The following is a 23,028-nucleotide window of genomic DNA, read 5'->3' as shown; positions in this document are numbered from 1 at the left end:
CGCCCCGGGGGAGCGTGTCCGCGAGCGGGCTATGGCGTCCGCCAGCCTCTACGGGATACCGACGGGATGGTTAACCGTTCCTCAAAGGCTGCGCTCCACTTCGCCGCCGCTTGTGTCCCGCGGGCGACAGGGCCCGTCGCAGCCGTCGCCGGGGCGATCCCTGGGCCGAGGTCCAGTGTGGGCATGTCAGGTCGCGGCGGCCGATCAACGATTAAGGACCTTGCCAAAACGTCGCGACGCTCTGTAATGATACGGTCCCCTTCCCGGTGCCGTGCGGTTTGCTCCGCGGCCCGCGGGCGCGGTTCGGCATTGCGTCGAGTCGCCTTCGCAGTCGGTTCCCCGCGTCAGACATGGCGGCATAGCAAGGCCGGGTGGGAGTCGGTTCATTCGGTGGCCTTTTCGGCCGCCGCATCGTTCTGCACATGCCGGCCTGTCCTCGGATGGGCCCATACAGTCTTCGCGAGGTCAGGGAGAGAATGAGCGGACACACAGCATCGGTTGCCGTTGCTCGTGTTCAACGCCTGCGCGTTTCGCGTGGCGGCGCCTTCTCGTCGACCCTGGCCAGGATCAACCCCACGCGCGCCGAGATCCGGCGCCCAACGGCGGTTGGCGGCAATCCCTTCCCCACAGCTTCCGCGACCCCCTTCCCCGGGTCGTCACGGGCACCGATCCGCTGGGCCATAGCGCCCGGACCGGTTGGTGCCCCATCGGGACCGCGCGGTTCGAGGAGAACGACGTCGACCGCCATGTCGAAAGTTCGTCATGGCCAACAACAACAAGATGCTCATCGACGCGATGCACCCGGAGGAGACCCGGGTCGTCACGGTTCACGGGTCTAGAGTCGAGGAATTCGACTTCGAGGCCGCCAACAGGCGCCAGCTTCGCGGCAATATCTATCTCGCCAAGGTGACCCGCGTGGAGCCCTCGCTCCAGGCCGCCTTCATCGAGTACGGCGGCAACCGCCACGGCTTCCTCGCCTTCAGCGAGATCCACCCGGACTACTACCAGATCCCCCTCGCGGACCGTCAGGCCCTGCTCGAGGACGAGGCCCGCGAGGCCGAGGAGCACCGGGAGCGCGAGGAGCGCAAGCCCCGCCGCCGCTCGCGTGGCCGTCGCGATGGGACCTCCGCCAAGAAGGCCCGGACGTCCGAGACCGTGACGTCCGAGGACGTCGGCGCACCGACGCCCGGCGAGGCGCACGACGCCGCGTTCTCCACCGGTGAGACCTCCTTCGACGCGACCTCGTTCGACGCCACCCCGTCCAACGATCCGGCGATCGGCATCTCCGACGCGCTGCTCGAGGGTGGCCTCGGAAACGCGTCGCCGGCGATCCTGCCCGGCAGCGACGAATCCGCCGATCTGCCGCAGGCCGCCCTGGCGAGCGGCGAGACCTCCGAGGGCGCCGAGCCGTCCGCGCCGGAAGGCCAGTCCCGCGACGAGGCGGGTCCTGTCGGCGCGACCGCCGAGGCACCGGTCGAGCCGGCTGCCGAGCTGGCGCTGGAAGCCGCGCCCATGGGCGAAGCTGTCGCTTCCGAGGATGACGCACCCGTCACCGAGACCACGTCCGAGGACGAGTCCGAGGAGGACGATGCGGACGAGAGCGACGAGGATTCGGAGGACGACGATTCGGACGACGAGTCCGAGGAGGACGACGACGATTCCGACGAGGATGACGAGGAAGACGACGAGGAGAGCGAGGGCGAGGACGGCGAACGGCCGCAGAAGATCGCTCAGGTCGGCGGCGATGCCCTGGCCGAGATCCCGGAGCGCCCGCGCACCTATCGTCGCCATTACAAGATCCAGGAAGTCATCAAGCGCCGCCAGATCATCCTGGTGCAGGTCGTCAAGGAAGAGCGCGGCACCAAGGGCGCGGCGCTGACCACCTACCTGTCCCTGGCGGGCCGCTACTCGGTGCTGATGCCGAACACCGGCCGTGGCGGCGGCATCTCCCGCAAGATCACCTCGGCTGCCGACCGCAAGCGCCTGAAGGAAGTCGCCCAGGACCTGGAGGTGCCGGAAGGCATGGGCGTCATCCTGCGCACGGCCGGTGCCTCGCGCACCAAGCCCGAGATCAAGCGCGACTTCGAGTACCTGATGCGCCTGTGGGAGAGCGTGCGCGAGCTGACGCTGTCTTCCTCCGCGCCGGCCCTGGTCTACGAGGAAGGCTCGCTCATCAAGCGCGCCATCCGCGACCTCTACAACAAGGACATCGACGACATTCTGGTGGCGGGCGACGAGGCCTATCGCGAGGCCCGCGACTTCATGCGCATGCTGATGCCGGGCCAGTCGAAGGTGGTGCAGCCCTATCGGGACTCGACGCCGATCTTCGCGCGCTACGGGGTCGAGCAGCAACTCGACGCGATGTTCTCCACCCACGTCACCCTGAAATCGGGCGGCTACCTCGTCATCAACCCGACGGAAGCCCTCGTCTCCATCGACGTCAACTCGGGGCGCTCCACCCGCGAGCATGACATCGAGGACACCGCCCTGCGCACCAACCTGGAGGCGGCCGAGGAGGTCGCCCGCCAGCTGCGCCTGCGCGATCTTGCCGGCCTCGTCGTGATCGACTTCATCGACATGGAGGAGAAGCGCAACAATCGCGCCGTCGAGAAGAAGCTCAACGAGTGCCTGAAGAACGACCGCGCCCGCATCCAGGTCGGCCGGATCTCGCCCTTCGGCCTCCTGGAGATGAGCCGCCAGCGCATCCGCACCGGCATGCTGGAGAGCTCGTCCCTGCCCTGCACCCATTGCGGCGGCTCGGGCTACGTGCGCGCGACCTCTTCGGTGGCGCTGCAGATTCTGCGGGCGATCGAGGAGTCGCTTCTCAAGAGCACGACCCACAACCTCATCCTGCGCACCCGCACGGAGGTGGCGCTCTACATTCTGAACCAGAAGCGGGCGCACCTGCGCGAGCTCGAAGTCCGCTTCGGCGTCTCCCTGACCATCGCCGCCGACGAGCGCCTCGCCGCCACCTCCGCCTTCCAGCTGGACCGCGGCGAGCCCGCGGTCCGTGCCGAGGGGCCGGTGACGGGCGTGCGCGCCGTGGCGATCAACTCGGCCCTGGAGCCCGAGGAGGATTTCGATCCTGAGATCGAGGAGGAGACCGTCGAGGCTGAGGCCGAGACCGAGGAGTCCGAGGCCGGAGCTTCTGCCGAGGAGACGCGTGAGAAGGCCGCCGATGGCGGCGAGGGCCGCGGTGGACGTCGCCGTCGTCGCCGTCGTCGGGGTGGTCGCCAGGACGCAGGCGAGCAGACCGGGGGCGAGTCGGCCTCGGAGGGCGACGAGGACGGCGAGGGCGACGGCGAGGAGTCGGAGGACATCGCCGTGCAGGCCGAGGGCGACGAGACGGTGGCATCCGCTGAGAACCCCGCGTCCGGCGACGAGGATGGCAGCGGCCGCCGCCGCCGTCGGGGTCGCCGCGGCGGCCGGGGTCGTGACCGCGACGGTCGTGGACGCGACGGCGAGGGGGCTGGCCAGGAGGCCGGCGGCCATGGGTCGGAGCATCAGGACCCTGCCCACCAGAGCGGTGATGAGCCGTCCATGGACGATCGGCCGGTCGCTTCGGTCGAGCGCGACGAAGGGGCCGCCGACGCCCCATCCGCGTTCCTCGGCGGCGAGGAGCCGGTGAGTGCCGCGGCTGTGTCCGAAGCGGTGTCGCCCGCGGCAACCGAGACTGCGGCGCCGGTCGCCCTGGAAGCGCCGGTGGCGATGGAGCCGCAGGCCGAAGCCCCTCGGACGATGGAGCCGGCGCCTGCGCCGAAGCCGGTGCCCGAGCCGGTGGCGGTGGTGCTCACGCCCCCGTCCGATCCGGATCGTCCCAAGCGGGCCGGCTGGTGGTCCCGGACCAAGGCGGCCCTGACGGGCGAGTGATCGTCCGCAACGGATGAATGCGAGCGGGGTGGGTGTCGAGCCCACCCCGTTTCGCGTTTCAGCGCAGCCAAGCCTTGAGGCGCCGCACCGCATCGACGCAATCGGCGTTCGAGCCGGCGAACGAGAAGCGGACGTGGTGGCCGCCGTCCTGCCCGTCGAAATCCAGACCCGGCGTCGCGGCGACCCCCGCCTCGTCGAGCATGCGGCGGCAGAATGCGACCGAGTCATGGGTGAGGTTCGCAACGTCGGCGTAGAGATAGAAGGCCCCGTCGGCCGGATGCGTCCGGCCGAGGCCTAGCCCCGGGAAGGCGTCGAGGAGCAGCGCTCGGTTGGCGGCGTAGCCCGCGCGCACCGCCTCGACCTCCTCCACGGCGTCGAAGGCCGCCAGTGCTGCGACTTGCGAGAGATAGGGCGCCGAGATGTAGAGGTTCTGTGCCAGTCGCTCGACGGGTCGCGCGAGCCAGTCCGGCACCACCATCCAGCCGATGCGCCAGCCGGTCATGCACCAGGTCTTCGAGAACGAGTTGATGACGATCGCCTCGTCGTCGTAGCGCAGGGCCGTCTCGGTCGGCACGCCGTAGGCGAGCCCGTGATAGATCTCGTCGGAGATGAAGCGCAGGTTGAGCTCGCGGGCCGCGGCACAGAGGTCGGCGAGGCGCGCCGGCTCGATCACGGTGCCGGAAGGGTTGGCCGGGCTCATCACCAGGATGCCGGATAAGCCCTCCCGCTTGTGCAGCGCCCGCAGGGCGGCGCTGGTGGGGGCGAAGCGGTCCGCGTCCTGCAGCACCAGGGGCGCCGGGACGAGGTCGAGGGCGTTGAGCAGGCTGCGATAGGCCGGGTAGCCCGGTTGCGGAACCGCGACGCGGGCGCCGGCATCGAACAGGCCGAGGAAGGCGAGCACGAAACCGGCCGAAGAGCCGGTCGTCACGAGTATCCGGCTCGGCGAGACCGTGACCCCGTAGGTCTCGGCATAGTGGCGCGCGATGCGCTCGCGCAGGGCCGGCAGTCCGAGCGCCTGGGTGTAGGGCAACGCGCCGGTCGCCAGGGCGGCCTGCGCGGCCGCGATCACCGCGCGCGGGGCCGGCGCCGAGGGCTGGCCGACCTCCATGTGTACGACGCCCTCCCCGCGCGCCTCGCGGGCGGCGGCGGCCGACATCACGTCCATGGCGAGGAACGGGGCGACGCGCGCGGCGCGTTCGGAGGGCTGGTTCGGGGAGAGGATCAGGGGCTGGCTCATCGACCTCGTCATAGCGGCTGCGCCCCGCCAGGACCAAACCTGCCATTCGGTGATTGACCGCCCGCCGCGAAAACGCCTAACCCGACCGCTAACCGCATGTCGCATCGACGACATGACCCCCGATGGCCGGCCTACGTCTGACCGGTCCCGCCCCGCGAGGACGTATGCCCCCCTTCCGTTCCCTGCTCTCCGCCACGATCTTGGCCGGCTCGATCCTGGCCGGTACCCCCGGCGCGGCGGTGGCGCAGACCACCCCGAGCCAGCCCGTCCCGGCCGCCGCCTTCACCGATGCGCAGCGTCAGGCGATCGAGGGGATCATCAAGGACTACCTCGTGAAGAACCCCGAGGTTCTGCAGGAGGCGATCGCCGAGGGCGAGCGCCGCCAGCAGGAGACGCAGAAGCTGGCCCAGTCGGCGGCCCTGAAGGAATCCCGCGAGGCTCTGGTCAACTCGCCCCACGGCGTCGTCGCGGGCAATCCCACGGGCGACGTCACCCTGGTCGAGTTCTTCGACTACAATTGCGGGTATTGCCGCAAGGCGCTCTCCGACATCCAGGCCCTGATCAAGGGAGATCCGAAGCTGCGGGTCGTCCTCAAGGACTTCCCCGTGCTGGGCGCCGAGTCCCTGGAGGCCAGCAAGATCGCGCTCGCGGCCAAGCAGCAGCTCAAGAGCGACAAGATCTTCGAATTCCACACCAAGCTCTTGGAATCCAAAGGCCGGGTGAACGGCGAACGCGCCGTGGCCGTGGCGAAGGAGATGGGCCTCGACGTCACCCGGCTGATGAAGGACGCGCAGGGCCCCGAGGTGAAGGCCGCCCTGTCGGAGAATGTCGGCCTCGGCGACAAGCTCGGCCTGTCGGGCACGCCCGCCTTCATCATCGGCGACGAGATCATTCCCGGCGCGGTCGGCCTCGAGCCGATCCGCAAGACCATCAGCGACGTGCGCCAGTGCGGCCACGCCAGCTGCTGAGCCGTCGACGTCCCGAACCGAGTCGTCGATGCCGGGCGCGCTTCGCCCGGCCTTGGCATCCGCCAGCGACCCGAACCGCACTCACCGCCTGACCTGAAGACGACCGAGCCGATGCCCAAGGAGCCGATGTCCAAGAACGACCCCTTCGATCCGGAGCTCGTCCGCGAGCTCGCCAAGCTCATCAACGAGACCGATCTCAGCGAGATCGAGGTCGAGAAGGGGGATCTGCGCATCCGCGTCGCCCGCCGCATCGAGGCGGTTCAGGTGCAGGTCGCGGCTCCCGCGCTGGCTCCGGCGCCCGCGATGGCTGCCGTCGCCGCTCCGATGCCGCTGGCGGGTCCCGGGGGCGGCCTCGACCGCAAGGCCGGAGCGGGCCATCCCGGATCGGTCCCCTCCCCCATGGTGGGCACCGCGTATCGCCGGCCCTCGCCCGAGGCGAAGCTGTTCGTCGATATCGGCTCGAAGGTCGAGGCGGGTGACAAGCTCCTGCTCATCGAGGCGATGAAGACGTTCAACGAGATCGTCGCGCCCCGCGCCGGTACCGTCACCGCCGTCTTCGTCGAGGACGGCCAGCCGGTCGAGTTCGGCGAACCCCTCCTCGTCATCGAGTGAGCAGCGCCGCACCCATGTTCGACAAGATCCTGATTGCCAACCGGGGCGAAATCGCCCTGCGCATCCTGCGTGCGGCCAAGGAGCTCGGGATCGCCACCGTGGCGGTCCACTCCACCGCCGATGCCGATGCCATGCACGTGCGCCTCGCCGACGAGAGCGTCTGCATCGGCCCGCCGGCGGCGCGCGACAGCTACCTGAACATTCCGTCGATCATCGCCGCCTGCGAGATCACCGGGGCCGACGCCGTCCATCCGGGCTACGGCTTCCTCTCCGAGAATGCGCGCTTCGCCGAGGTGCTGGCTCACCACAATATCGGTTTCATCGGCCCCAAGGCGGAGCACATTCGCATCATGGGCGACAAGATCGAGGCCAAGCGGACCGCCAAGCGGCTGGGAATTCCCTGCGTGCCCGGGTCCGAGGGCGGTGTCGAGGATCCGGAAGAGGCCAAGCGGATCGCCGCCGAGATTGGCTACCCGGTCCTGGTCAAGGCGGCCTCCGGCGGAGGCGGCCGCGGCATGAAGGTCGCCCGGTCCGAGGCCGACCTGGAGCAGGCACTCGGCATGGCTCGCACCGAGGCCAAGGCGGCCTTCGGCGACGACGCGGTCTACCTGGAAAAGTATTTGGAGAAGCCGCGCCACATCGAGGTTCAGGTGCTCGGAGACGGGCGCGGCAAGGCTGTCCACCTCGCCGAGCGCGACTGCTCGCTGCAGCGTCGGCACCAGAAGGTCTGGGAGGAAGGCGGCTCGCCGGCCCTCAACGCCGACATGCGGGCCGAGATCGGCGGCATCTGCGCCCGCGCGATGCAGGAACTGCAATACCTCGGCGCCGGAACCGTGGAGTTCCTCTACGAGGACGGGAAGTTCTACTTCATCGAGATGAACACGCGCATCCAGGTCGAGCATCCCGTCACTGAGATGATCACCGGCATCGACCTCGTGAACGAGCAGATCCGCGTCGCCGCCGGTCTGCCCTTGTCGATGACGCAGGACGAGATCAAGGTGGAGGGGCACGCCATCGAGTGCCGCATCAATGCCGAGCATCCGGCGACCTTCCGTCCCTCGCCGGGTCTCATCACCTACTTCCATCCGCCCGGCGGCCTCGGCGTGCGCGTGGATTCGGCCGTGTTCCAGGGCTATCGCATTCCGCCGAACTACGACTCTCTGATCGGCAAGCTGATCGTGCACGGACGCACGCGCAACGAATGCCTCATGCGCCTGCGTCGCGCCCTCGACGAGTTCGTGGTCGACGGTGTCGACACCACGCTGCCGCTCTTCCGGACCCTGGTGCGCAATCCGGATGTTCAGAACGGCGAGTACGACATCCACTGGCTCGAGAAGTTCCTGGCCGATGGCGGCCTCGACGAACCGTCGACGCCGTAGGCCCGGGGGAACAGGGACGGCGCAGACTCGTTCTTCAGCGTCTGCCCAGGCTTGGCGGCAGGTGTTGTCGTCGAGCCGCTCTGCAAGGAATACCCCTCCCGTGCGCCTGACCATCCCGCTTCTCGCCGGCCTTCTCCTCGCCGGTCCTGCCCTCGCCCAATCGCCTTCGGGCAACGTCGGACAGCCCGAGCGAGCCGTCCCGCAGGCAGGCGGAACCACCCGCGGGCCCATCGACAACCCCTCGACCCGCGACATGGCGCCGGTCCCGGGCGCAACGACCGCTCCGGTCGGTGAGCGCGGCATGAGCCCCGGCGCCGGCGCGATCGATTCGGCCAAGGGCGGCAATGCGAACGACACCAACCGCGGCGTCCCGAACACCGGAAGCACTTCGGGCGGCCCTGCCCGCTGATTGCGCAACCCTCGACGCCGGGTTTCCCCGGACCGTTCGACCTCGAGCCGGCCCCGAAACGGGCCGGCTTTTTCATGCCTCTGCAAGCCTCATCAGATCATCGTCTCCACATGTGCGTTCACGCACAATCGAATTGCGCGCTAGTGACCTCTGGCGTGAGCTGGATCATCTCTTTCGGCCGGCGCTGGCTGTACGGACTGTCCTGAACTGAGCCGTTCAAACCCCTTTTGCTGATCCATGGGAATGAACGCGTTCCCTTCCAGAGCCGCCGGCTGCGACAGATTGCCAGCAAAGGAATGGCCGGAACGCTTTGATCCGTCACGACTTCTTCCCCCACACCAGCCGGACGGAGACGGAGCGGGCCTTTCGCGCCCCGAAGCCATCTGCCCTGCTGGAGACCAATTTCCTATCGACCGACCGTTCGAAAGACCGCCATGCGCACCTTCAGCCTTACCTTCGTCGCCGCCTCCCTGATCGCCTCTGCCGCCCTGGCCCAGTCGCCGTCCGGCAATGTCGGCCAGCCCGAGCGGGCGGTCCCGCAGGCCGGCAGCACCACCCGCGGCCCGATCGACAATCCGTCGGCCTACGGCGCCTACCGGAATGCCGACGGCCGCACCGACATGGACGTCACCGGTTCGGTCGTCGAGGCGCCCTACACCACCAACCGCGAGGCGATCTTCGAGGATTCCGCGAAGGGTGGTAACGCCGAGCAGCCGAACCGCACCGTTCCGAATCTTGGCACCACCTCGGGTGGCCCGAACTTCTAAGCAGCAGCGCCGTCCGGCATAAGAGGGTGGAACCGAGAGGTTCCGCCCTTTTTCATGGGTTCGAGCCCCCGTGCGGCGAGCCTTCCTCTGGCCTTCCGTGCGGCACCGCTTCAAAATCATCCCATGTACGATGGCGACCGCGTCGAGATCACGCCCGAGATCCTGCTGAAGGCGTATGCGGCGGGCATCTTCCCCATGGCGGAAGATGCCGACGATCCGGCCATCTACTGGGTCGAGCCCCGGGCTCGCGGCGTCCTGCCCCTCGATGCCTTCCACGTCGCCAAGCGCCTCGCTCGCACCGTGCGCTCGGACGTCTTCGAGGTTCGAACCGATCAGGATTTTGGGGCGGTCATCGCCGGCTGTGCCGCGCCGCGGGGTGACGCGGAGCGGACCTGGATCAATGGCCGGATTCGCGAGCTCTACGGCGCCCTGTTCGACGCCGGGCACGCTCACACCGTTGAGGTCTTCCTCGACGGTCAGCGGGTCGGCGGTCTCTATGGGGTTTCCCTCGGAGCGGCGTTCTTCGGCGAGAGCATGTTCCACACCGTCCGCGACGCCTCGAAGGTCGCCCTGGTGCATCTGGTGGCCCGTCTGCGCGCGGGCGGCTACCGCCTGGCCGACACGCAATTCGTGACCGACCACCTCACGCAGTTCGGCGCCGAGGAACTTCCGCGCCACATCTACAAGCGACGCTTGGCCGAGGCGATCAACTGTCCGGCAGACTGGACCGTCTGGCCCGGGGACGGTTCGGTACGCGGGCACCAGATCCTGGACGCCTTGGCCCGGGGCTGAAACGCGTCAACCGCATCCTACCGGAAGAGGGCGTCGAAGAGCGTTTGGGGCTGCTGCTGCGGCGGCGCCGGGGCAGGCCCCTCGTTCGACGGGAAGAACTTACGCGACGGTTTCTGCCTGGGCTGGACCGGCACCCCGCGCGGCGCTTCCACATCCACCTGCCCGTTCGGATTCACCTGCTGGGCGGTCCGGGTGGCGTCCTGGCCACTCTTCGGACGCCGGGTCTTTTCCGGCTTCGACGCCATGGCAGGAACGTCCTCCTGCTCGCGCGCCTCGGCGATCACGTCCGCGCCGCCCTTACAATCCACGAGCCAGACATCGTAGATCGGATGCTCGATGGCGTGCAGGCCGGGGCTCGATGCGAACATCCAGCCGGTGAAGATGCGGCGGTACTTGTTGTCGAGCGTGACCTCGTCGACCTCGAGGAAGCCCGTGGTCTTCGGGCTCTCGGTCGGCGGCCGGCTGTAGCAGACCCGCGGTGTCAGCTGCAGGGCGCCGAACTGAACCGTCTCGTCAACCGCCACCTCGAAGGAGACGATGCGCCCGGTGATCTTGTCGAGGCCCGAGAACACCGCGGTGGGGTTCTTGATCTTGTCGGCGGCGGCCGGAAGGCTGCAGAGGCCGATCGCGACCGACGCGAGGAGGAGACGCTTGACCACGGAGCGAGACGATCCTGCTGTGCTGCGGCTCACGGGCGACCCTCCTCGCAGGCGCCCCGGGCGGGCGCGACGACGCGAGGTCCTCTTAAGCGCGCGAAGATTGGTGGAAAAAGGGCCGGCGCCCGATCGGGCGCCCTGCCCTCAACTGCCCGGGCTCCAGGGCACGTAGTCGCCGGTGGCGGCGGGGCGCTGGCCGACATTCAGCTGCGAGCCGCGCGGGCGGTAGGCGCCGCTGGTGCCGGTTAGGTTCTCCACATAGGGCTTCTGCCAGGCGCGCGGCGTGTAGTCCTGTTCGCTCGGGGGCACGTCGCCGTTGTGGCAGAGCCAGGCACGCCAGCCCGGGGGCACCTTCGAGGCGTCGGCATACCCGTTGTAGACCACCCAGCGCCGCTCCGTGCCGACGGAACGGTCGATCAGCGCGCCCTGCGCCCGGTAGTAGACGTTGCCGAGATCGTCGGTGCCGACGCGTTGCCCCTTGCGCGCCGTGTAGAGCGCGAGCGACATCGTCTGCCCGTTCCACCAGGTGAAGATCCGCAGGAGCGTGTCCTTGAGAGCCATCGCGTTCGCCTGAATGGGGCGCCCGTGCCCCGCCATCGTGTTCCGGCGCGGACTATGGTGAGGCGCATGCGCGAAGTCCAGTCGCGAGGCGGCACCTGCGACGCGCGGGGTCGGTGTCCCATGCGGCGCAAATCCCACACCCGGCGCCGTTAACCATCCGGGCACCCCATCCGAGCACGGAACCGCCTGTGGGCGGAAAATTTTTCGCGGCTGAATCCGCCAAGCCGAAAGGGCACTTACGGATCCGCTCGGGATATCCACAGGTTTAAGACGCGACCCACTACATCTAGCCAGGAACAGGCAGCCGGCACACTAGTTATTGACGTGAGGCCCCCGGCCGGCATACCTTCGGATCATCGCCGAGGCTGTCGCGTCACCGGCGGATCACCGAATTTTCGATATCGATTCTAGCGCTCCGCGGCGTCCGCGGTCGCTCGCCTTCATCATTCTTCGACACGGCGCCGCACTTCTTCAGGCGGCTCGGGAGACAGGTTCCATGCGGTTCGAGCGGCGCCATACCACGGCCGGACAATCCCCCTACGCGACGATCCCCTTTCGCAAGACCCTGAGCGAGATCCGCAACCCGGATGGCTCGACGGTCTTCCGCCTCGATGGGATCGAGGTGCCGGAAAGCTGGTCCCAGGTGGCCAGCGACGTCCTCGCACAGAAGTACTTCCGCAAGGCCGGGGTGCCGGCGGCCCTGAAGAAGGTCGAGGAGAACGACGTGCCGTCGTTCCTGTGGCGCTCCGAGGCGGATCTCGCGACCCTGGCCGAGCTGCCGGAAGCGGAGCGCTACGTCTCGGAGATCTCCTCGACGCAGGTCTTCGACCGTCTCGCAGGCTGCTGGACCTACTGGGGCTGGAAGGGCGGCTACTTCACCTCCGAGGAGGATGCTTCGGCGTTCCTCGACGAGCTGCGCTTCATGCTTGCGCGCCAGATGGTGGCGCCGAACTCGCCGCAATGGTTCAACACCGGCCTGCACTGGGCCTACGGCATCGATGGCCCGGCGCAGGGCCACTACTACGTGGATTATCGCACCGGTGAGCTGACGAAGTCCGCCTCGTCCTACGAGCACCCCCAGCCGCATGCCTGCTTCATCCAGGGCGTGCAGGACGACCTCGTCAACGAGGGCGGCATCATGGACCTCTGGGTCCGCGAGGCGCGCCTGTTCAAGTACGGCTCGGGCACCGGCTCGAACTTCTCCATGCTGCGCGGCGAGAACGAGAAGCTCGGTGGCGGCGGCAAATCCTCCGGCCTGATGTCCTTCCTCAAGATCGGAGACCGGGCCGCCGGCGCGATCAAGTCGGGCGGCACCACCCGGCGCGCGGCCAAGATGGTCATCGTCGACATCGACCATCCGGATATCGAGCAATACATCGATTGGAAGGTGAAGGAGGAGCAGAAGGTCGCCGCCCTCGTCACCGGTTCTAAGATCGTCTCCAAGCACCTCACCGCCGTGATGAAGGCCTGCACCCAGTGCGAGGCCGAGGGCGATGCCTGCTTCGACCCCGAGCGCAATCCCGTCCTCAAGAAGGCCGTGAAGGCGGCGCGCAAGGATGCGGTGCCGGATTCCTACACCAAGCGGGTGATCCAGTTCGCCCGCCAGGGCTTCACCAAGATCGACTTCCCCGTCTACGACACCGACTGGGATTCCGAGGCCTACCTCACCGTCGCCGGCCAGAACTCCAACAACTCGGTCTCCCTGACCGACGACTTCCTGCGCGCGGTCGAGTCGGATGCCGACTGGAACCTGACGGCCCGCACCACCGGCAAGACCACGAAGACGCTGAAGGCGCGCGACCTGTGGGAAAAGATCGGTGAGGCCGCCTGGGCCTCGGCCGATCCGGGCCTGCACTTCAACACGACGATGAACGACTGGCACACCTGCCCGGCCGGTGGCCGGATCCGGGCGTCGAACCCGTGTTCCGAGTACATGTTCCTCGACGATACCGCCTGCAACCTGGCCTCGGCCAACCTGCTGACGATGTATGACCGCGCCACGAACCACTTCGATGTCGCCGCCTTCGAGCACCTGAACCGCCTCTGGACGGTGGTGCTCGAGATCTCGGTGATGATGGCGCAGTTCCCCTCGAAGGAAATCGCCGAGCTCTCCTACCGCTACCGCACCCTCGGCCTCGGCTATGCCAATATCGGCGGCCTCCTGATGAGCATGGGCCTGCCCTACGACTCCGAGAAGGGTCGTGCGCTGGCCGGCGCCCTGACGGCGATCATGACCGGCGTGGCCTACGCCACCTCCGCCGAGATGGCCGGTGAACTCGGGGCCTTCCCGGCCTACGAGGAGAACGCGGATGCCATGCTCAAGGTGATCCGGAACCACCGCCGGGCCGCCTACGGCGAGGCGGAGGGCTACGAGTTCCTCTCGATCGCCCCAGTGCCCCTCGACCTCGCCAACGTGCCCCAGGCCGACATCGTCGAGCGGGCGAAGCATGCCTGGGATCGCGCCCTGGCGCTGGGTGAGGAGCACGGCTACCGCAACGCCCAGGCCACCGTCATCGCGCCCACCGGCACGATCGGCCTGGTGATGGATTGCGACACCACCGGCATCGAGCCCGACTTCGCCCTGGTGAAGTTCAAGAAGCTCGCCGGCGGCGGCTACTTCAAGATCATCAACCGCGCGGTGCCGGACGCCCTGCGCACCCTCGGCTACCGCGAATCCGAGATCGCCGAGATCGAGGCCTATGCGGTCGGCCATGGCTCGATGGGACAGGCTCCGGCGATCAATCCCGGGTCGCTCCGCGCCAAGGGCTTCACCGACGACAAGCTCGCAGCCGTCGAGGCGGGCCTGAAATCGGCCTTCGACATCAAGTTCGTCTTCAACCGCTGGACCCTGGGCGACGACTTCCTGGAGGATGTGCTCAAGGTCCCGGCCGACAAGCTCGCGGATCCGACCTTCGAGATCCTGCCCTTCCTCGGTTACTCGAAGAAGGACATCGAGGCGGCCAACACCCACATCTGCGGTGCGATGACCCTTGAGGGAGCTCCCTTCCTCAAGCCGGAGCACTACGCGGTGTTCGACTGCGCCAACCCGTGCGGACGCATCGGCAAGCGCTACCTCTCGGTGGAGAGCCACATCCGGATGATGGCGGCGGCGCAGCCCTTCATCTCGGGCGCCATCTCCAAGACGATCAACATGCCCAACGACGCGACGGTCGAGGACTGCAAGAAGGCCTACAAGCTGTCCTGGACCCTGGCCCTCAAGGCCAATGCGCTCTACCGCGATGGCTCGAAGCTCTCGCAGCCCCTGAACTCGGCCCTGATCGCCGACGAGGACGACGATGCCGAGGATCTGGTCGAGGCGCTGATCGCGGCTCCGGCCGCCGCCAAGGCCGCGCAGGTCGCGGAGAAGATCGTCGAGCGCGTGATCGAGCGCGTCGAGCGCATCCGCTCCCGCGAGAAGATGCCCCACCGCCGCAAGGGCTACACCCAGAAGGCGGTCGTCGGCGGGCACAAGGTCTATCTGCGGACTGGTGAGTACGACGACGGTCGCCTCGGCGAGATCTTCATCGACATGCACAAGGAGGGGGCCACCTTCCGCAGCCTGATGAACAACTTCGCCATCGCGATCTCGCTCGGGCTCCAGTATGGCGTGCCGCTGGAAGAGTACGTCGAGGCCTTCACCTTCACCCGCTTCGAACCCGCCGGCTTCGTGCAGGGCAACGACGCGATCAAGAACGCGACCTCGCTCCTCGACTACGTGTTCCGCGAGCTGGCCGTGTCCTATCTCGGCCGCGCCGACCTCGCCCATGTCAGCCCGTCCGAGATCGGCGGCACGGTGATCGGCGGCGGTGAGACGGAGACCACCCGCGAGCCCGGAAAGACCGAGACCACGGCGGCCAGTGTCGTCTCCCGCGGCCTCCTGCGCGGCTCGGCCGACCGCCTCACCCTGATCCAGGGCGGACCGGCCGGTGGTACCGTCGGAGTCGGCGCGGCCAGCTCCGGCCAGACCGCCCCGGCAGGCGGCGTGGTCCATACCCTGCGCGGTGCCACGGCGCTGAAGGCCGAGCCGGTCCAGGCCGGCCAAGCCGAAGCCCTGGTCGATGCCCTCCCCTTCGCCAAGCCCGATCCGATCAAGCCGGAGCGTACGGTCTCCGATCGCCGCGCCGAAGCGAAGATGAAGGGCTACGTCGGTGAGGCCTGTCCGGAATGCGCGAACTTTACGCTGGTCCGCAATGGCACCTGCCTGAAGTGCGACACCTGCGGAAGCACAACGGGGTGCTCATAGTTATTCGGTAGTGCGTTAGGCCGAGATCCAAAGTTTCGCCTTCAGACGCCAAAGTTTGGCATCGAACCAACCTAGCGTGACTAGGAAATTTGGGCAGCCGTGTACCGGCTGCCCAAATCACCAAGGGAACAAAACAGGCACGGGTTTTTCATCCCGTCGGGGACGGCTCCGTAACCCTTGCGGACTTCACGGCGATCAGCAAATTCAGACGTAACACGCCCCAAGAGGCGATGGGATCGAGTTGGCCCTGCCCATTCATGTCCTGAGACCTATCAGTCTTTCGGCCAAACTCGCCGATGCGAAGTCGCCGCGATTGAGGATCTGGCTCGCGCCGCGAAGCTTGCTCCGATCCTCTGCCGAGAATTCTCGGCCCGTCAGGACAATCACCGGGATGTCCGAGCAGCCGGGCACGGCCCGAACGCCCTCCAAGAAGCCGAAGCCATCCATGATCGGCATGTTCAGATCCACGATCACGACATCCGGCTTGGTCTCGCTTGCCTGCCGCAGGCCTTCCCTGCCGTTCATGGCTTCCACGACCGTCCAGCCGTCCTCCTCCAGGGTAGAACGCATTGCCATGCGGGTAACGGCCTCGTCCTCGACCAGAAGCACGGTGCCGCGCCGGTCCGGCTCCGCCAGCCTGAACTGGTTCACGATCTTGCCGAACCGAGTCCAGTCGACGGGCTTCAGCATGTAATCCGAAGCACCAAGCGAGGCCGCGAGGTTTCGCTGATCGATGGAGGTCACCATCACGACCGGGATGGGCGCCAACAGCTCATCCGCCTTGATCTGGCTCAGCACCGACCAGCCGTCCACGCCCGGCATCATCACGTCCAACAGAATGGCCCGTGGCCGCAGCTTCCGGGCGAGATCGAGCCCGCTCCTGCCGTTCGTGGCGGTCTGGACTCGGAAGCCCTCACGATGAAGAAACCTCGTGGTGAGCGCAAGTTGGTCCGTATCGTCGTCGATCACGAGGATGACGTCGCCTCCCACCGCATCGTCGGCGATCACATCCGGATCAGGAGAGACTTGCTCGTTGCTCGGAGGAAGGAAGGTTGCCGGGACGGTGAACGTAAAGGTGCTGCCCTGGCCAGGAATGCTGGACACCGTAATGGTCCCCGCGAGCATGTCGGCAAAGGCACGCGTGAGCGAGAGGCCAAGCCCGGTGCCCCCGAAGTTACGGGTCGTGGAGGCATCGGCCTGCTCGAAACGCCGGAACAGGCGCGACACCTGCTCGGCCGTCATGCCTATGCCCGTGTCGGAGACGGCGAACGAAAGCCGATCGGTACCCGAGCCGTCCGTGATGCGCGAAGCGGAAAGCGTGATCACCCCAGTTTCGGTGAACTTCGCTGCGTTGCTCAGGAAGTTGAAGAGCACTTGCCGCGTCTTGGTGAGGTCGGAATGCATCCGGCCCAGCTCAGGTGGGAGCCGCATTTCCAGGGTATTGCCCTTCTTGCCGACCAGGGTCGCAACCGAACTCGCGACATCGCGCAGCATGTCCTCCACTGCGAAGTCCTCGACGTAGACCTCCATCTTGCCGCTCTCGACCTTGGAAAGGTCCAGCACGTCGTTGATGAGCCCGAGCAGGTGACGGGCATTGCGCTCGACCTTGCCGATGTCGGCGACCAAGTCCGACGCCGCACAACCGTCCGAAATCTCCTCCCCCATCATCTCGCTATAGCCAATGATGGCGGAGAGCGGCGTGCGGAGTTCATGGCTCATGTTGGCCAGGAAATCGCTCTTCGCCGCGTTGGCTAGCTCCGCCGCTTCCTTGGCGGCCTCCGCGACGGCGTTCGCGCTGGTCAACGCCGTCTCTCTGTCGACGAGGATGTGGTTCGCGGCGTTAAGCCGTTCCAGCGTGGCTTCGTTCTGCGCCACGGATCGACGTAAGGCGTGGCAGATCCACACCATGGTCGCGCCGACCAGAACGTACTGACACAGCAGGGCAGCATCGACGCCATCGAGGGACCCGTCCCGCGTGTAGAACCACGCGGCAATCAGGGTGGACAACGACAGTGCCAGCGTTCCTGCACCCGAGCCAAAGGCTAGGCTTACAACGAGCAGGACTGGGATGTACAAGAGGAACGGTGCGACATAGGCCGGAGCTAGGAACCGAACGAACGTCATGATGCCGATCAGCAGCAGCGTGACGCCGTAGTCGATGACGGGCGAAGGACGTCGGAGGGCGACCGTCCCGATCAGTTTGTGCAATCTACTCATAGGATGTGAGTGTCACGACCGAGATGCTTTGGGAAGCGAAGGGTTACCCCACTGCCCGGTTAAAATACGACATTGATCTTTTCGGTAGTTGTGTCTGGTGTTCGATTGTTTCCCTGACGCTCGTGACTGCAGAAGCCAAGGCCCGACAAGGCGGATTTCTGCCAGTACGGTTTTGAGTTCAAGACTCGAAGTCGTGGTATTCGCTGCACAAGCGGCGCTCGGCCGCCTCTCGCCTTCAACGAACCTTCAGGTTCGATTTCCCAAAGGTCTCCTGTCGATCAGATCAGACCAGAACTGGGAAGGGTCCAACGGTCACCGCAGTTACGGGCCATGCTCTGCAATTGCCGAGCCCGGCTCCACCAAATTACTCGGCAAGGCATGCAAGGGAGACGGCTTTCACGCGCCGAGGTCCGGTTGAGGAACTGGTCGATGCCGAATTCCGCGTGAAGGCACCGGCACCGGTTGCGCTCAGGCCGGGCGCAACGGCCAGACCAGCGCAATCATAGGGATCCCGACCGCCACGACAATGAGCGAAAGCGGCAGTCCAAGCCGGGCATAATCGCCGAAGCGATACCCTCCCGGACCCATGACCAAGGTGTTGCACTGGTGGCCGATGGGCGTGAGGAAGTCGCATGCGGCCCCCAGTGCCACGGCCATAAGGAACGGGTCCGGCGCCAAGCCGAGCTTCGTCGCGAGCTTGGCGGCGATGGGACCCATGACCAGCACCGTCGCAGCGTTGTTGAGGAACGGCGTCACAGCCATGGCCAGCACGAGGATGGTGCCCATCGCCGCGATGGGCGGCAGGTCCTGCACCAACGTCGTCAGATGCGCCGCAATAAGGTCCGCGCCACCTGTGCTGGTTACGGTCTCCGAGATGGGGATGAGGGCACCGAGCAGCACGAGCACGGGCCACTCGACGGCTTGGTAGGCCTCGTGCGGTGTCATGCTGCGAAGGAGAAGCACAGCGACGACGGCCCCGAAGAAGGCCACAGCCACGGGCACCACGTGCAGGGCCACCAGGCCCATGGCAACGGCCAGGATCGCGGCCGGGATCCAGCTCCGGTCGTTCCGGCCGAGCGCGATCTCACGGGCGGCAAGGGGGAGAACGCCGAGCGCGCCCAGACTTGGACCGAGAGCAGCCGTGCGCCCGCGCATCACTACGACATCCCCTGCGCGGAACCGCACGGCCGAGAGGCGTTGTTCGATGCGGCGACCACGTCGACTGACGGCGAGGATGAGGACGCCCTGGCGTTGCTCCAGATCGAGCTGAGCTGCGGTGTGCCCGACGAGCCCGGACTCGGCTGTAACCACCCCCTCCATGACTACGGCCTCGGCCTCCGGCAGCGCCCCGGCCAGCACAAGGTCCGCGCGCGCCACGAAGCGCTCAAGGGCGTCCGGCTCTCCGCTCAGGAGCAGCACGTCATCGGCTTGAAGCCGGAAGTCCGGGCTGGCGGGATACCGACGGAAGCGCTCGCGCAGGACGGTCGCGATCCGGACATCGCCATCGGCCAGGGCCTCGAGCTGCCCTAGGGTGCCGCCTATCCCCGGATGACCGGCCGGCAGGCTTGCCTCGGTGGTGTAGCGTTCGAGGTTGAACGCCGCGTCCATGGCGCGTGCCCCGCTGTCGCGGCGTGGCAGCAGCCGCCAACCCAGGCACAGGAAGAGGAAGCCGACACCCGCCACGCACAGCCCGACCGGCGCGTAGTCGAACATGCCGAAAGGCTGCCCGGTCAGATCGGCCCGGACCTTGGAGACGATGACGTTGGGCGATGTTCCCACCAGGGTGACGATGCCGCCGATCAGGGACGCGAATGCCATCGGCATCAGGAGGGTGGAAGGCGATGTGCCGGTGCGGCGGGCGAGTTGCAGGGCGATGGGCATGAAGATCGCCAGTGCGCCGACGTTCTTCGTGACCATGGAGAGGAGCAGGACCCCGCCCGCGAGGGCGGTGACCTGCCGTTGTGCGCTCGTCAGATGCGGCAGGATGGGACGCATCAACGTCTCGACCGCACCGGAGCGCGCAATCGCCGTCGACAGGACGAGCGCGCCCCCGACGATGATGACGATGTCGTCGGAGAAGCCCGAGAACGCCTTCTCGGCCGGCACCAGGCCGAGCGCGATCCCAGCGGCCAGGGCAGTGAGCGCAATGAGATCGTAGGGCAATCGGTCCCAGATGAAGGCGGCCACGGTGATGCCGATCAGGCCGAAGGCGAGCACTTGATCGAGGGTCATCGCGTGAGCACCTGGGAAGACCGCAGTGGCGGGAGGCGTGGAATGGAGACGGGCATGCGGCGATCCGATGGGTGGTACGGCCCCCAACCCGCCGGAGGCTCGGGCGTTCACTCGGCGAGGCATCCGCGATGAACCCTCGCTTCAACACGCCTCACGCTTCTCCCGATGCACAGGAGGAACTCGAGCCCCAGTCGCCTGACAGGGGCGTGGACCGCCGCCAGCGCGAGGTCGCGCCGGCGCAACGGCAGATCGCCGAGGTGATCGGTCAGAAGGTGCTGCACGGCTGGCTTCAGAACCGGCACCAGACCGCCATTCCCCTGAACATCAACGTGGGCCGCCTTCAGCAATCGGAGGCGGAGGCCATCGTCCGCTTCGCCGCCGTTGCTGCCCTCGCCGGCGGCGAGGCATCGGCGCACGGCGTGGTCAGGTCCTGGCTTGCCGGGGCCGGGACCGCACCCGACCTGCTCGCCACCTACGACGCGGCGCTGCAATCACCGCCCGCCCTGGACAAGGCACTGGCCGCTATCGCGAATGCGGACCTCGCGCTCGTCGCCTTCGTGCTGGCGCTGGTCGCCGCTCGTGACGCCGGTCCAGCGGCGCGGGCCTTCGCCGATTACGTTGCAGCACACCGGTCCATCCCGACGGCGACCGTGCGCGCAGCCTTGCGCCGCCACCGTTCCTGATCAGGGTCCCTCGGACCCCTCGGTCAGCGCCTGAAGCACCGATTGAAGCGCGGCGTCCTCCACGAGGAGGTGGCGGGAGATGTCGGCCAGCGTCAGCCATCCGACCACCGCGCCCGCGCCGTCCACGACCGGAAGGCGCCGGACGTAGTTGGCGATCATCAGATCCATGGCCACGCGAAGCGTGTCTTCGGGGCCGCAGGTCAGGACGGGCCGAGACGCAACCTCCTTCACGGAAACCGTCGACGGGTCCCGGCCCCGTGCCACCACGCGGTAGAGCAGGTCGCGGTCGGTCACGATGCCATCGAGCCGCTCGGCGGTGCCCACCGGCAGGGCCCCCACCTCGATCTCACCCATCAGAATGGCCGCGTCCTGCGCGCTTGCATGCGCTTCGATGAACTCCACGTCCCGTGACATCACGTCGACGACGCGCAGGTGTTCGGCGGACAGCTTCGTCATCGGACCTCGGATCGTACACGGGAAGACGGGGCGGCCTCGTGGGACCAAACGCCGTGCCCCGCCAGCTGGGGCACGTCCGCGATGCCCCCAAGGCCATCTCGAGGGGACCGACCTGTCGTCAGTCGGCCGGGGGCATCGGCGTACGATGTCCATACGAGTGCCCGTCCTGGCCGTCCATGCGGATGACCAAGCTGCCATTGATCTCGTCCGTCTTCGTCGCGATCCGTATGCCTCACCGCCGCCACCAGCGAGATCTTCTCAGCGACCTCCAGATCCGAGCCATACCGGATCGAAACCGACCGCTCCTCTCCGCGGTAGGCGACACCGTTTGCGACCAACAGCTTCGCGAGCCCCTACCTCGTCTTGCAGGCTGGCCTGGTGTCGGTCGCGTCGATGTCAGCGCCCACCGGTGATGGCGCGCATCGGCGCGCTAGCGAGATCGGCGCCGGAGCCGGCGGTGTCACGCAAACCCGAACCGACGTTCGACAGGTGCTCACCGTAAGTCTCGCGCGTCTGCGGGTCGATGAGCGCCACCGGTGCGGCCACGGCCAAAGCTGCTCCCGTCGCCACCGTCGAGGCCGCGCCAGCAGCGGTGCGCACGAGATGGTCGCCGATGCCCACTTGTCCGTCGGAGATCGGCTGGCCGTCGGCGAGGCGCTTGCCGAGAAGGGCGACCACGTCACCGCTGGCAAACTTGCCGTGGTTCAGGGCGTCCACGGACTTCACGGTGGTCAGGTTCAGGACGCCAATATTCTCCCGCTCCAACTCTGAGCGGTAGGGCTCGACGTTCGGGTCGATGGCCCCCAGCCGCACGCTGTCGCCCCAGACGAGACGGGAGACGGCCAGTGCTTGGTCGTCGTTCGAGACCATCAGGGTCAGCCGCGGACGGTCCTTGCCCATGTCGTGGAAGGCCGCCCGGGCGAGATCCATGTCGACGTCGGGCGCGGCCAGGATGACGTTGCGGATCTTCGGGGCGACGCGCCGGTCGCGGATGGCCATCTGGCGCAGGCTCTCCAGCGTGAGCCAGTTGCCCATCGAGTGTGCCAGGACGGTGACCTCGCCGACGTTCGGATCCTGAGCGAGGTCCCGCAGCAGTGTTTCCAGGCCATTGCGCGAGAAGTTGGTGCTCTCCCGGTCGTAGCCGTAGGCGAGTACAGAGCCGCGGGACGGCCACGTGAACAGCACCGGGGCGACCTCGGCGCCGGAATCGTGCACGATTTGCGCGAAGCGGAAGACGGCGTCCTCGAACTTGTTGTTGAACCCGTGCACGAACACGAGGACATGGCGTTTGGCCCCGCGTCGGACGGCGCGGCCCGTCCAGGCGGCGACCTTCGAACGGTCGACGGGCTCGGCCCGAAGCGCGACGAAATCCGTGGCCGGGTTACCCGGCAGGGATTTGGGCCACTGCACCGAACCCGGCTGGCGGGTAGCGTCCGGGGGTATCGAGATGGCGAGGTCGGTGTAGGTCACGGCGTCGCCGCGCTCGCCCGAGAACAGGACGCCTCGGTCGGTCGCCGACTTGCGGGTCGTGGCGACGAGCATGTCCACCCGGGACGTACCCGGAATCTGCTCGATCTGGGCGATGGGCAACAGCACCCCGCTCGGGCGCCCCGAACAGGCGGGAAGCGCCAGGATCAGCAAGGCGGCCAGCATGCCGCGAGAGCTTCGCATCTTCTGCACCGACACCCGCACCAATCGTCCGATATCCCCGTAATGGCCGTGACGGGCAACGGTTTACGAACCGTCAAGGCTGAGACGGACTACGAGGCGATTGCGGCGCGCGGCAGGCTCATGCGAGCACCCGGCGAGAGCTAACAATACCCGTTACCTCGCCGTGGGGGATGCGAGAGACGCGCGGACGTCCTCGGTCGGCGACGCTTTTGATAGCGGAGACAACCGCGGACGGAACAAGACAGGACGACCGGCCTTCAATCTGCGATGCCGAG

General features: G+C 67.3%; 16 protein-coding genes. 9 read left to right on the top strand and 7 right to left on the bottom strand.

Annotation, left to right across the window (positions count from 1 at the left end):
- Positions 1 to 762: 762 nt before the first annotated feature.
- Complete coding sequence (locus ASF58_RS12555; RefSeq protein WP_055952414.1) at positions 763 to 3,870, top strand: ribonuclease E/G; 3,108 nt, start codon at positions 763 to 765, stop codon at positions 3,868 to 3,870.
- 58 nt (positions 3,871 to 3,928) lie between these two features.
- Here the strand turns inward: ASF58_RS12555 and ASF58_RS12550 are convergent, their stop codons facing one another.
- Entirely contained in the window at positions 3,929 to 5,107 is a 1,179-nt protein-coding gene (locus ASF58_RS12550) for an aminotransferase class I/II-fold pyridoxal phosphate-dependent enzyme (RefSeq protein ID WP_055952411.1), read from the bottom strand.
- Between the two features lie 164 nt (positions 5,108 to 5,271).
- On the opposite strand from ASF58_RS12550, the gene ASF58_RS12545 reads away from it, so the two are divergent.
- The 6 genes from ASF58_RS12545 to aat all read left to right on the top strand — a co-directional run bounded on the left by ASF58_RS12545 (position 5,272) and on the right by aat (position 10,034).
- Positions 5,272 to 6,075, top strand: coding sequence for a DsbA family protein (locus tag ASF58_RS12545; RefSeq protein ID WP_055952409.1), 804 nt, complete (start codon positions 5,272 to 5,274; stop codon positions 6,073 to 6,075).
- A gap of 126 nt (positions 6,076 to 6,201) precedes the next feature.
- Positions 6,202 to 6,687: an acetyl-CoA carboxylase biotin carboxyl carrier protein gene (gene accB, locus ASF58_RS12540; RefSeq protein WP_055953708.1), complete on the top strand. Its 486-nt coding sequence runs from the start codon at positions 6,202 to 6,204 to the stop codon at positions 6,685 to 6,687.
- Positions 6,688 to 6,701: 14 nt separating this feature from the next.
- A complete protein-coding gene (accC, locus tag ASF58_RS12535; RefSeq protein ID WP_055952406.1) occupies positions 6,702 to 8,066 on the top strand; it encodes an acetyl-CoA carboxylase biotin carboxylase subunit in 1,365 nt (454 codons plus the stop codon).
- A gap of 100 nt (positions 8,067 to 8,166) precedes the next feature.
- On the top strand, positions 8,167 to 8,475 hold the full coding sequence (locus ASF58_RS12530; protein WP_055952403.1) for a hypothetical protein: 309 nt from the start codon (positions 8,167 to 8,169) through the stop codon (positions 8,473 to 8,475).
- A gap of 434 nt (positions 8,476 to 8,909) precedes the next feature.
- Positions 8,910 to 9,242: a hypothetical protein gene (locus ASF58_RS12525; RefSeq protein WP_156375653.1), complete on the top strand. Its 333-nt coding sequence runs from the start codon at positions 8,910 to 8,912 to the stop codon at positions 9,240 to 9,242.
- Between the two features lie 123 nt (positions 9,243 to 9,365).
- A complete protein-coding gene (gene aat, locus ASF58_RS12520; RefSeq protein WP_055952397.1) occupies positions 9,366 to 10,034 on the top strand; it encodes a leucyl/phenylalanyl-tRNA--protein transferase in 669 nt (222 codons plus the stop codon).
- Between the two features lie 17 nt (positions 10,035 to 10,051).
- Here aat and ASF58_RS12515 read toward each other — a convergent pair whose 3' ends face one another.
- Together ASF58_RS12515 and ASF58_RS12510 are read right to left on the bottom strand one after the other, a co-directional pair.
- Positions 10,052 to 10,693 carry a DUF2155 domain-containing protein gene (locus tag ASF58_RS12515; protein ID WP_244477307.1) on the bottom strand — a complete coding sequence of 214 codons (642 nt, stop codon included), beginning with the start codon at positions 10,691 to 10,693 and terminating at the stop codon, positions 10,052 to 10,054.
- Positions 10,694 to 10,834: 141 nt separating this feature from the next.
- Positions 10,835 to 11,251 carry an NADH:ubiquinone oxidoreductase subunit NDUFA12 gene (locus ASF58_RS12510; RefSeq protein ID WP_055952392.1) on the bottom strand — a complete coding sequence of 139 codons (417 nt, stop codon included), beginning with the start codon at positions 11,249 to 11,251 and terminating at the stop codon, positions 10,835 to 10,837.
- Between the two features lie 496 nt (positions 11,252 to 11,747).
- Here ASF58_RS12510 and ASF58_RS12505 point away from each other — a divergent pair, with 496 nt between their 5' ends.
- Positions 11,748 to 15,494, top strand: a complete 3,747-nt coding sequence (locus tag ASF58_RS12505; RefSeq protein WP_055952389.1) for a vitamin B12-dependent ribonucleotide reductase — start codon at positions 11,748 to 11,750, stop codon at positions 15,492 to 15,494.
- Between the two features lie 255 nt (positions 15,495 to 15,749).
- Here the strand turns inward: ASF58_RS12505 and ASF58_RS12500 are convergent, their stop codons facing one another.
- The gene (locus tag ASF58_RS12500) at positions 15,750 to 17,702 is read right to left on the bottom strand and encodes a response regulator (protein ID WP_210166877.1); all 1,953 of its coding nucleotides are present in this window, start codon (positions 17,700 to 17,702) and stop codon (positions 15,750 to 15,752) included.
- 477 nt (positions 17,703 to 18,179) lie between these two features.
- On the bottom strand, positions 18,180 to 19,943 hold the full coding sequence (locus tag ASF58_RS12495; RefSeq protein WP_055952381.1) for an SLC13 family permease: 1,764 nt from the start codon (positions 19,941 to 19,943) through the stop codon (positions 18,180 to 18,182).
- A gap of 128 nt (positions 19,944 to 20,071) precedes the next feature.
- On the opposite strand from ASF58_RS12495, the gene ASF58_RS12490 reads away from it, so the two are divergent.
- Positions 20,072 to 20,626: a hypothetical protein gene (locus tag ASF58_RS12490; RefSeq protein WP_156375652.1), complete on the top strand. Its 555-nt coding sequence runs from the start codon at positions 20,072 to 20,074 to the stop codon at positions 20,624 to 20,626.
- Here ASF58_RS12490 and ASF58_RS12485 read toward each other — a convergent pair whose 3' ends face one another.
- Positions 20,627 to 21,082, bottom strand: a complete 456-nt coding sequence (locus tag ASF58_RS12485) for a CBS domain-containing protein (protein WP_244477306.1) — start codon at positions 21,080 to 21,082, stop codon at positions 20,627 to 20,629. It abuts the gene before it with no gap.
- Positions 21,083 to 21,478: 396 nt separating this feature from the next.
- Positions 21,479 to 22,753, bottom strand: a complete 1,275-nt coding sequence (locus tag ASF58_RS12480) for an alpha/beta hydrolase (RefSeq protein WP_055953702.1) — start codon at positions 22,751 to 22,753, stop codon at positions 21,479 to 21,481.
- Positions 22,754 to 23,028: the final 275 nt, after the last annotated feature.

The organism is Methylobacterium sp. Leaf125, from assembly GCF_001423085.1.
Taxonomy (GTDB): domain Bacteria; phylum Pseudomonadota; class Alphaproteobacteria; order Rhizobiales; family Beijerinckiaceae; genus Methylobacterium.
The sequence above is the reverse complement of the archived record's forward strand: the minus strand, read 5'-3'. Positions and strand labels throughout refer to the sequence as shown.

What these genes read in the sequence shown, in the direction of transcription:
- ASF58_RS12505 (WP_055952389.1), top strand. Translation starts at nt 11,748, where the DNA reads ATGCGGTTCGAGCGGCGCCATACCACGGCCGGACAATCCCCCTACGCG.
- ASF58_RS12495 (WP_055952381.1), bottom strand. Translation starts at nt 19,943, where the DNA reads ATGACCCTCGATCAAGTGCTCGCCTTCGGCCTGATCGGCATCACCGTG.
- accC (WP_055952406.1), top strand. Translation starts at nt 6,702, where the DNA reads ATGTTCGACAAGATCCTGATTGCCAACCGGGGCGAAATCGCCCTGCGC.
- ASF58_RS12490 (WP_156375652.1), top strand. Translation starts at nt 20,072, where the DNA reads ATGAACCCTCGCTTCAACACGCCTCACGCTTCTCCCGATGCACAGGAG.
- ASF58_RS12485 (WP_244477306.1), bottom strand. Translation starts at nt 21,082, where the DNA reads ATGACGAAGCTGTCCGCCGAACACCTGCGCGTCGTCGACGTGATGTCA.
- ASF58_RS12545 (WP_055952409.1), top strand. Translation starts at nt 5,272, where the DNA reads ATGCCCCCCTTCCGTTCCCTGCTCTCCGCCACGATCTTGGCCGGCTCG.
- ASF58_RS12510 (WP_055952392.1), bottom strand. Translation starts at nt 11,251, where the DNA reads ATGGCTCTCAAGGACACGCTCCTGCGGATCTTCACCTGGTGGAACGGG.
- ASF58_RS12525 (WP_156375653.1), top strand. Translation starts at nt 8,910, where the DNA reads ATGCGCACCTTCAGCCTTACCTTCGTCGCCGCCTCCCTGATCGCCTCT.
- aat (WP_055952397.1), top strand. Translation starts at nt 9,366, where the DNA reads ATGTACGATGGCGACCGCGTCGAGATCACGCCCGAGATCCTGCTGAAG.
- ASF58_RS12550 (WP_055952411.1), bottom strand. Translation starts at nt 5,107, where the DNA reads ATGAGCCAGCCCCTGATCCTCTCCCCGAACCAGCCCTCCGAACGCGCC.
- ASF58_RS12480 (WP_055953702.1), bottom strand. Translation starts at nt 22,753, where the DNA reads ATGCGAAGCTCTCGCGGCATGCTGGCCGCCTTGCTGATCCTGGCGCTT.
- accB (WP_055953708.1), top strand. Translation starts at nt 6,202, where the DNA reads ATGTCCAAGAACGACCCCTTCGATCCGGAGCTCGTCCGCGAGCTCGCC.
- ASF58_RS12555 (WP_055952414.1), top strand. Translation starts at nt 763, where the DNA reads ATGGCCAACAACAACAAGATGCTCATCGACGCGATGCACCCGGAGGAG.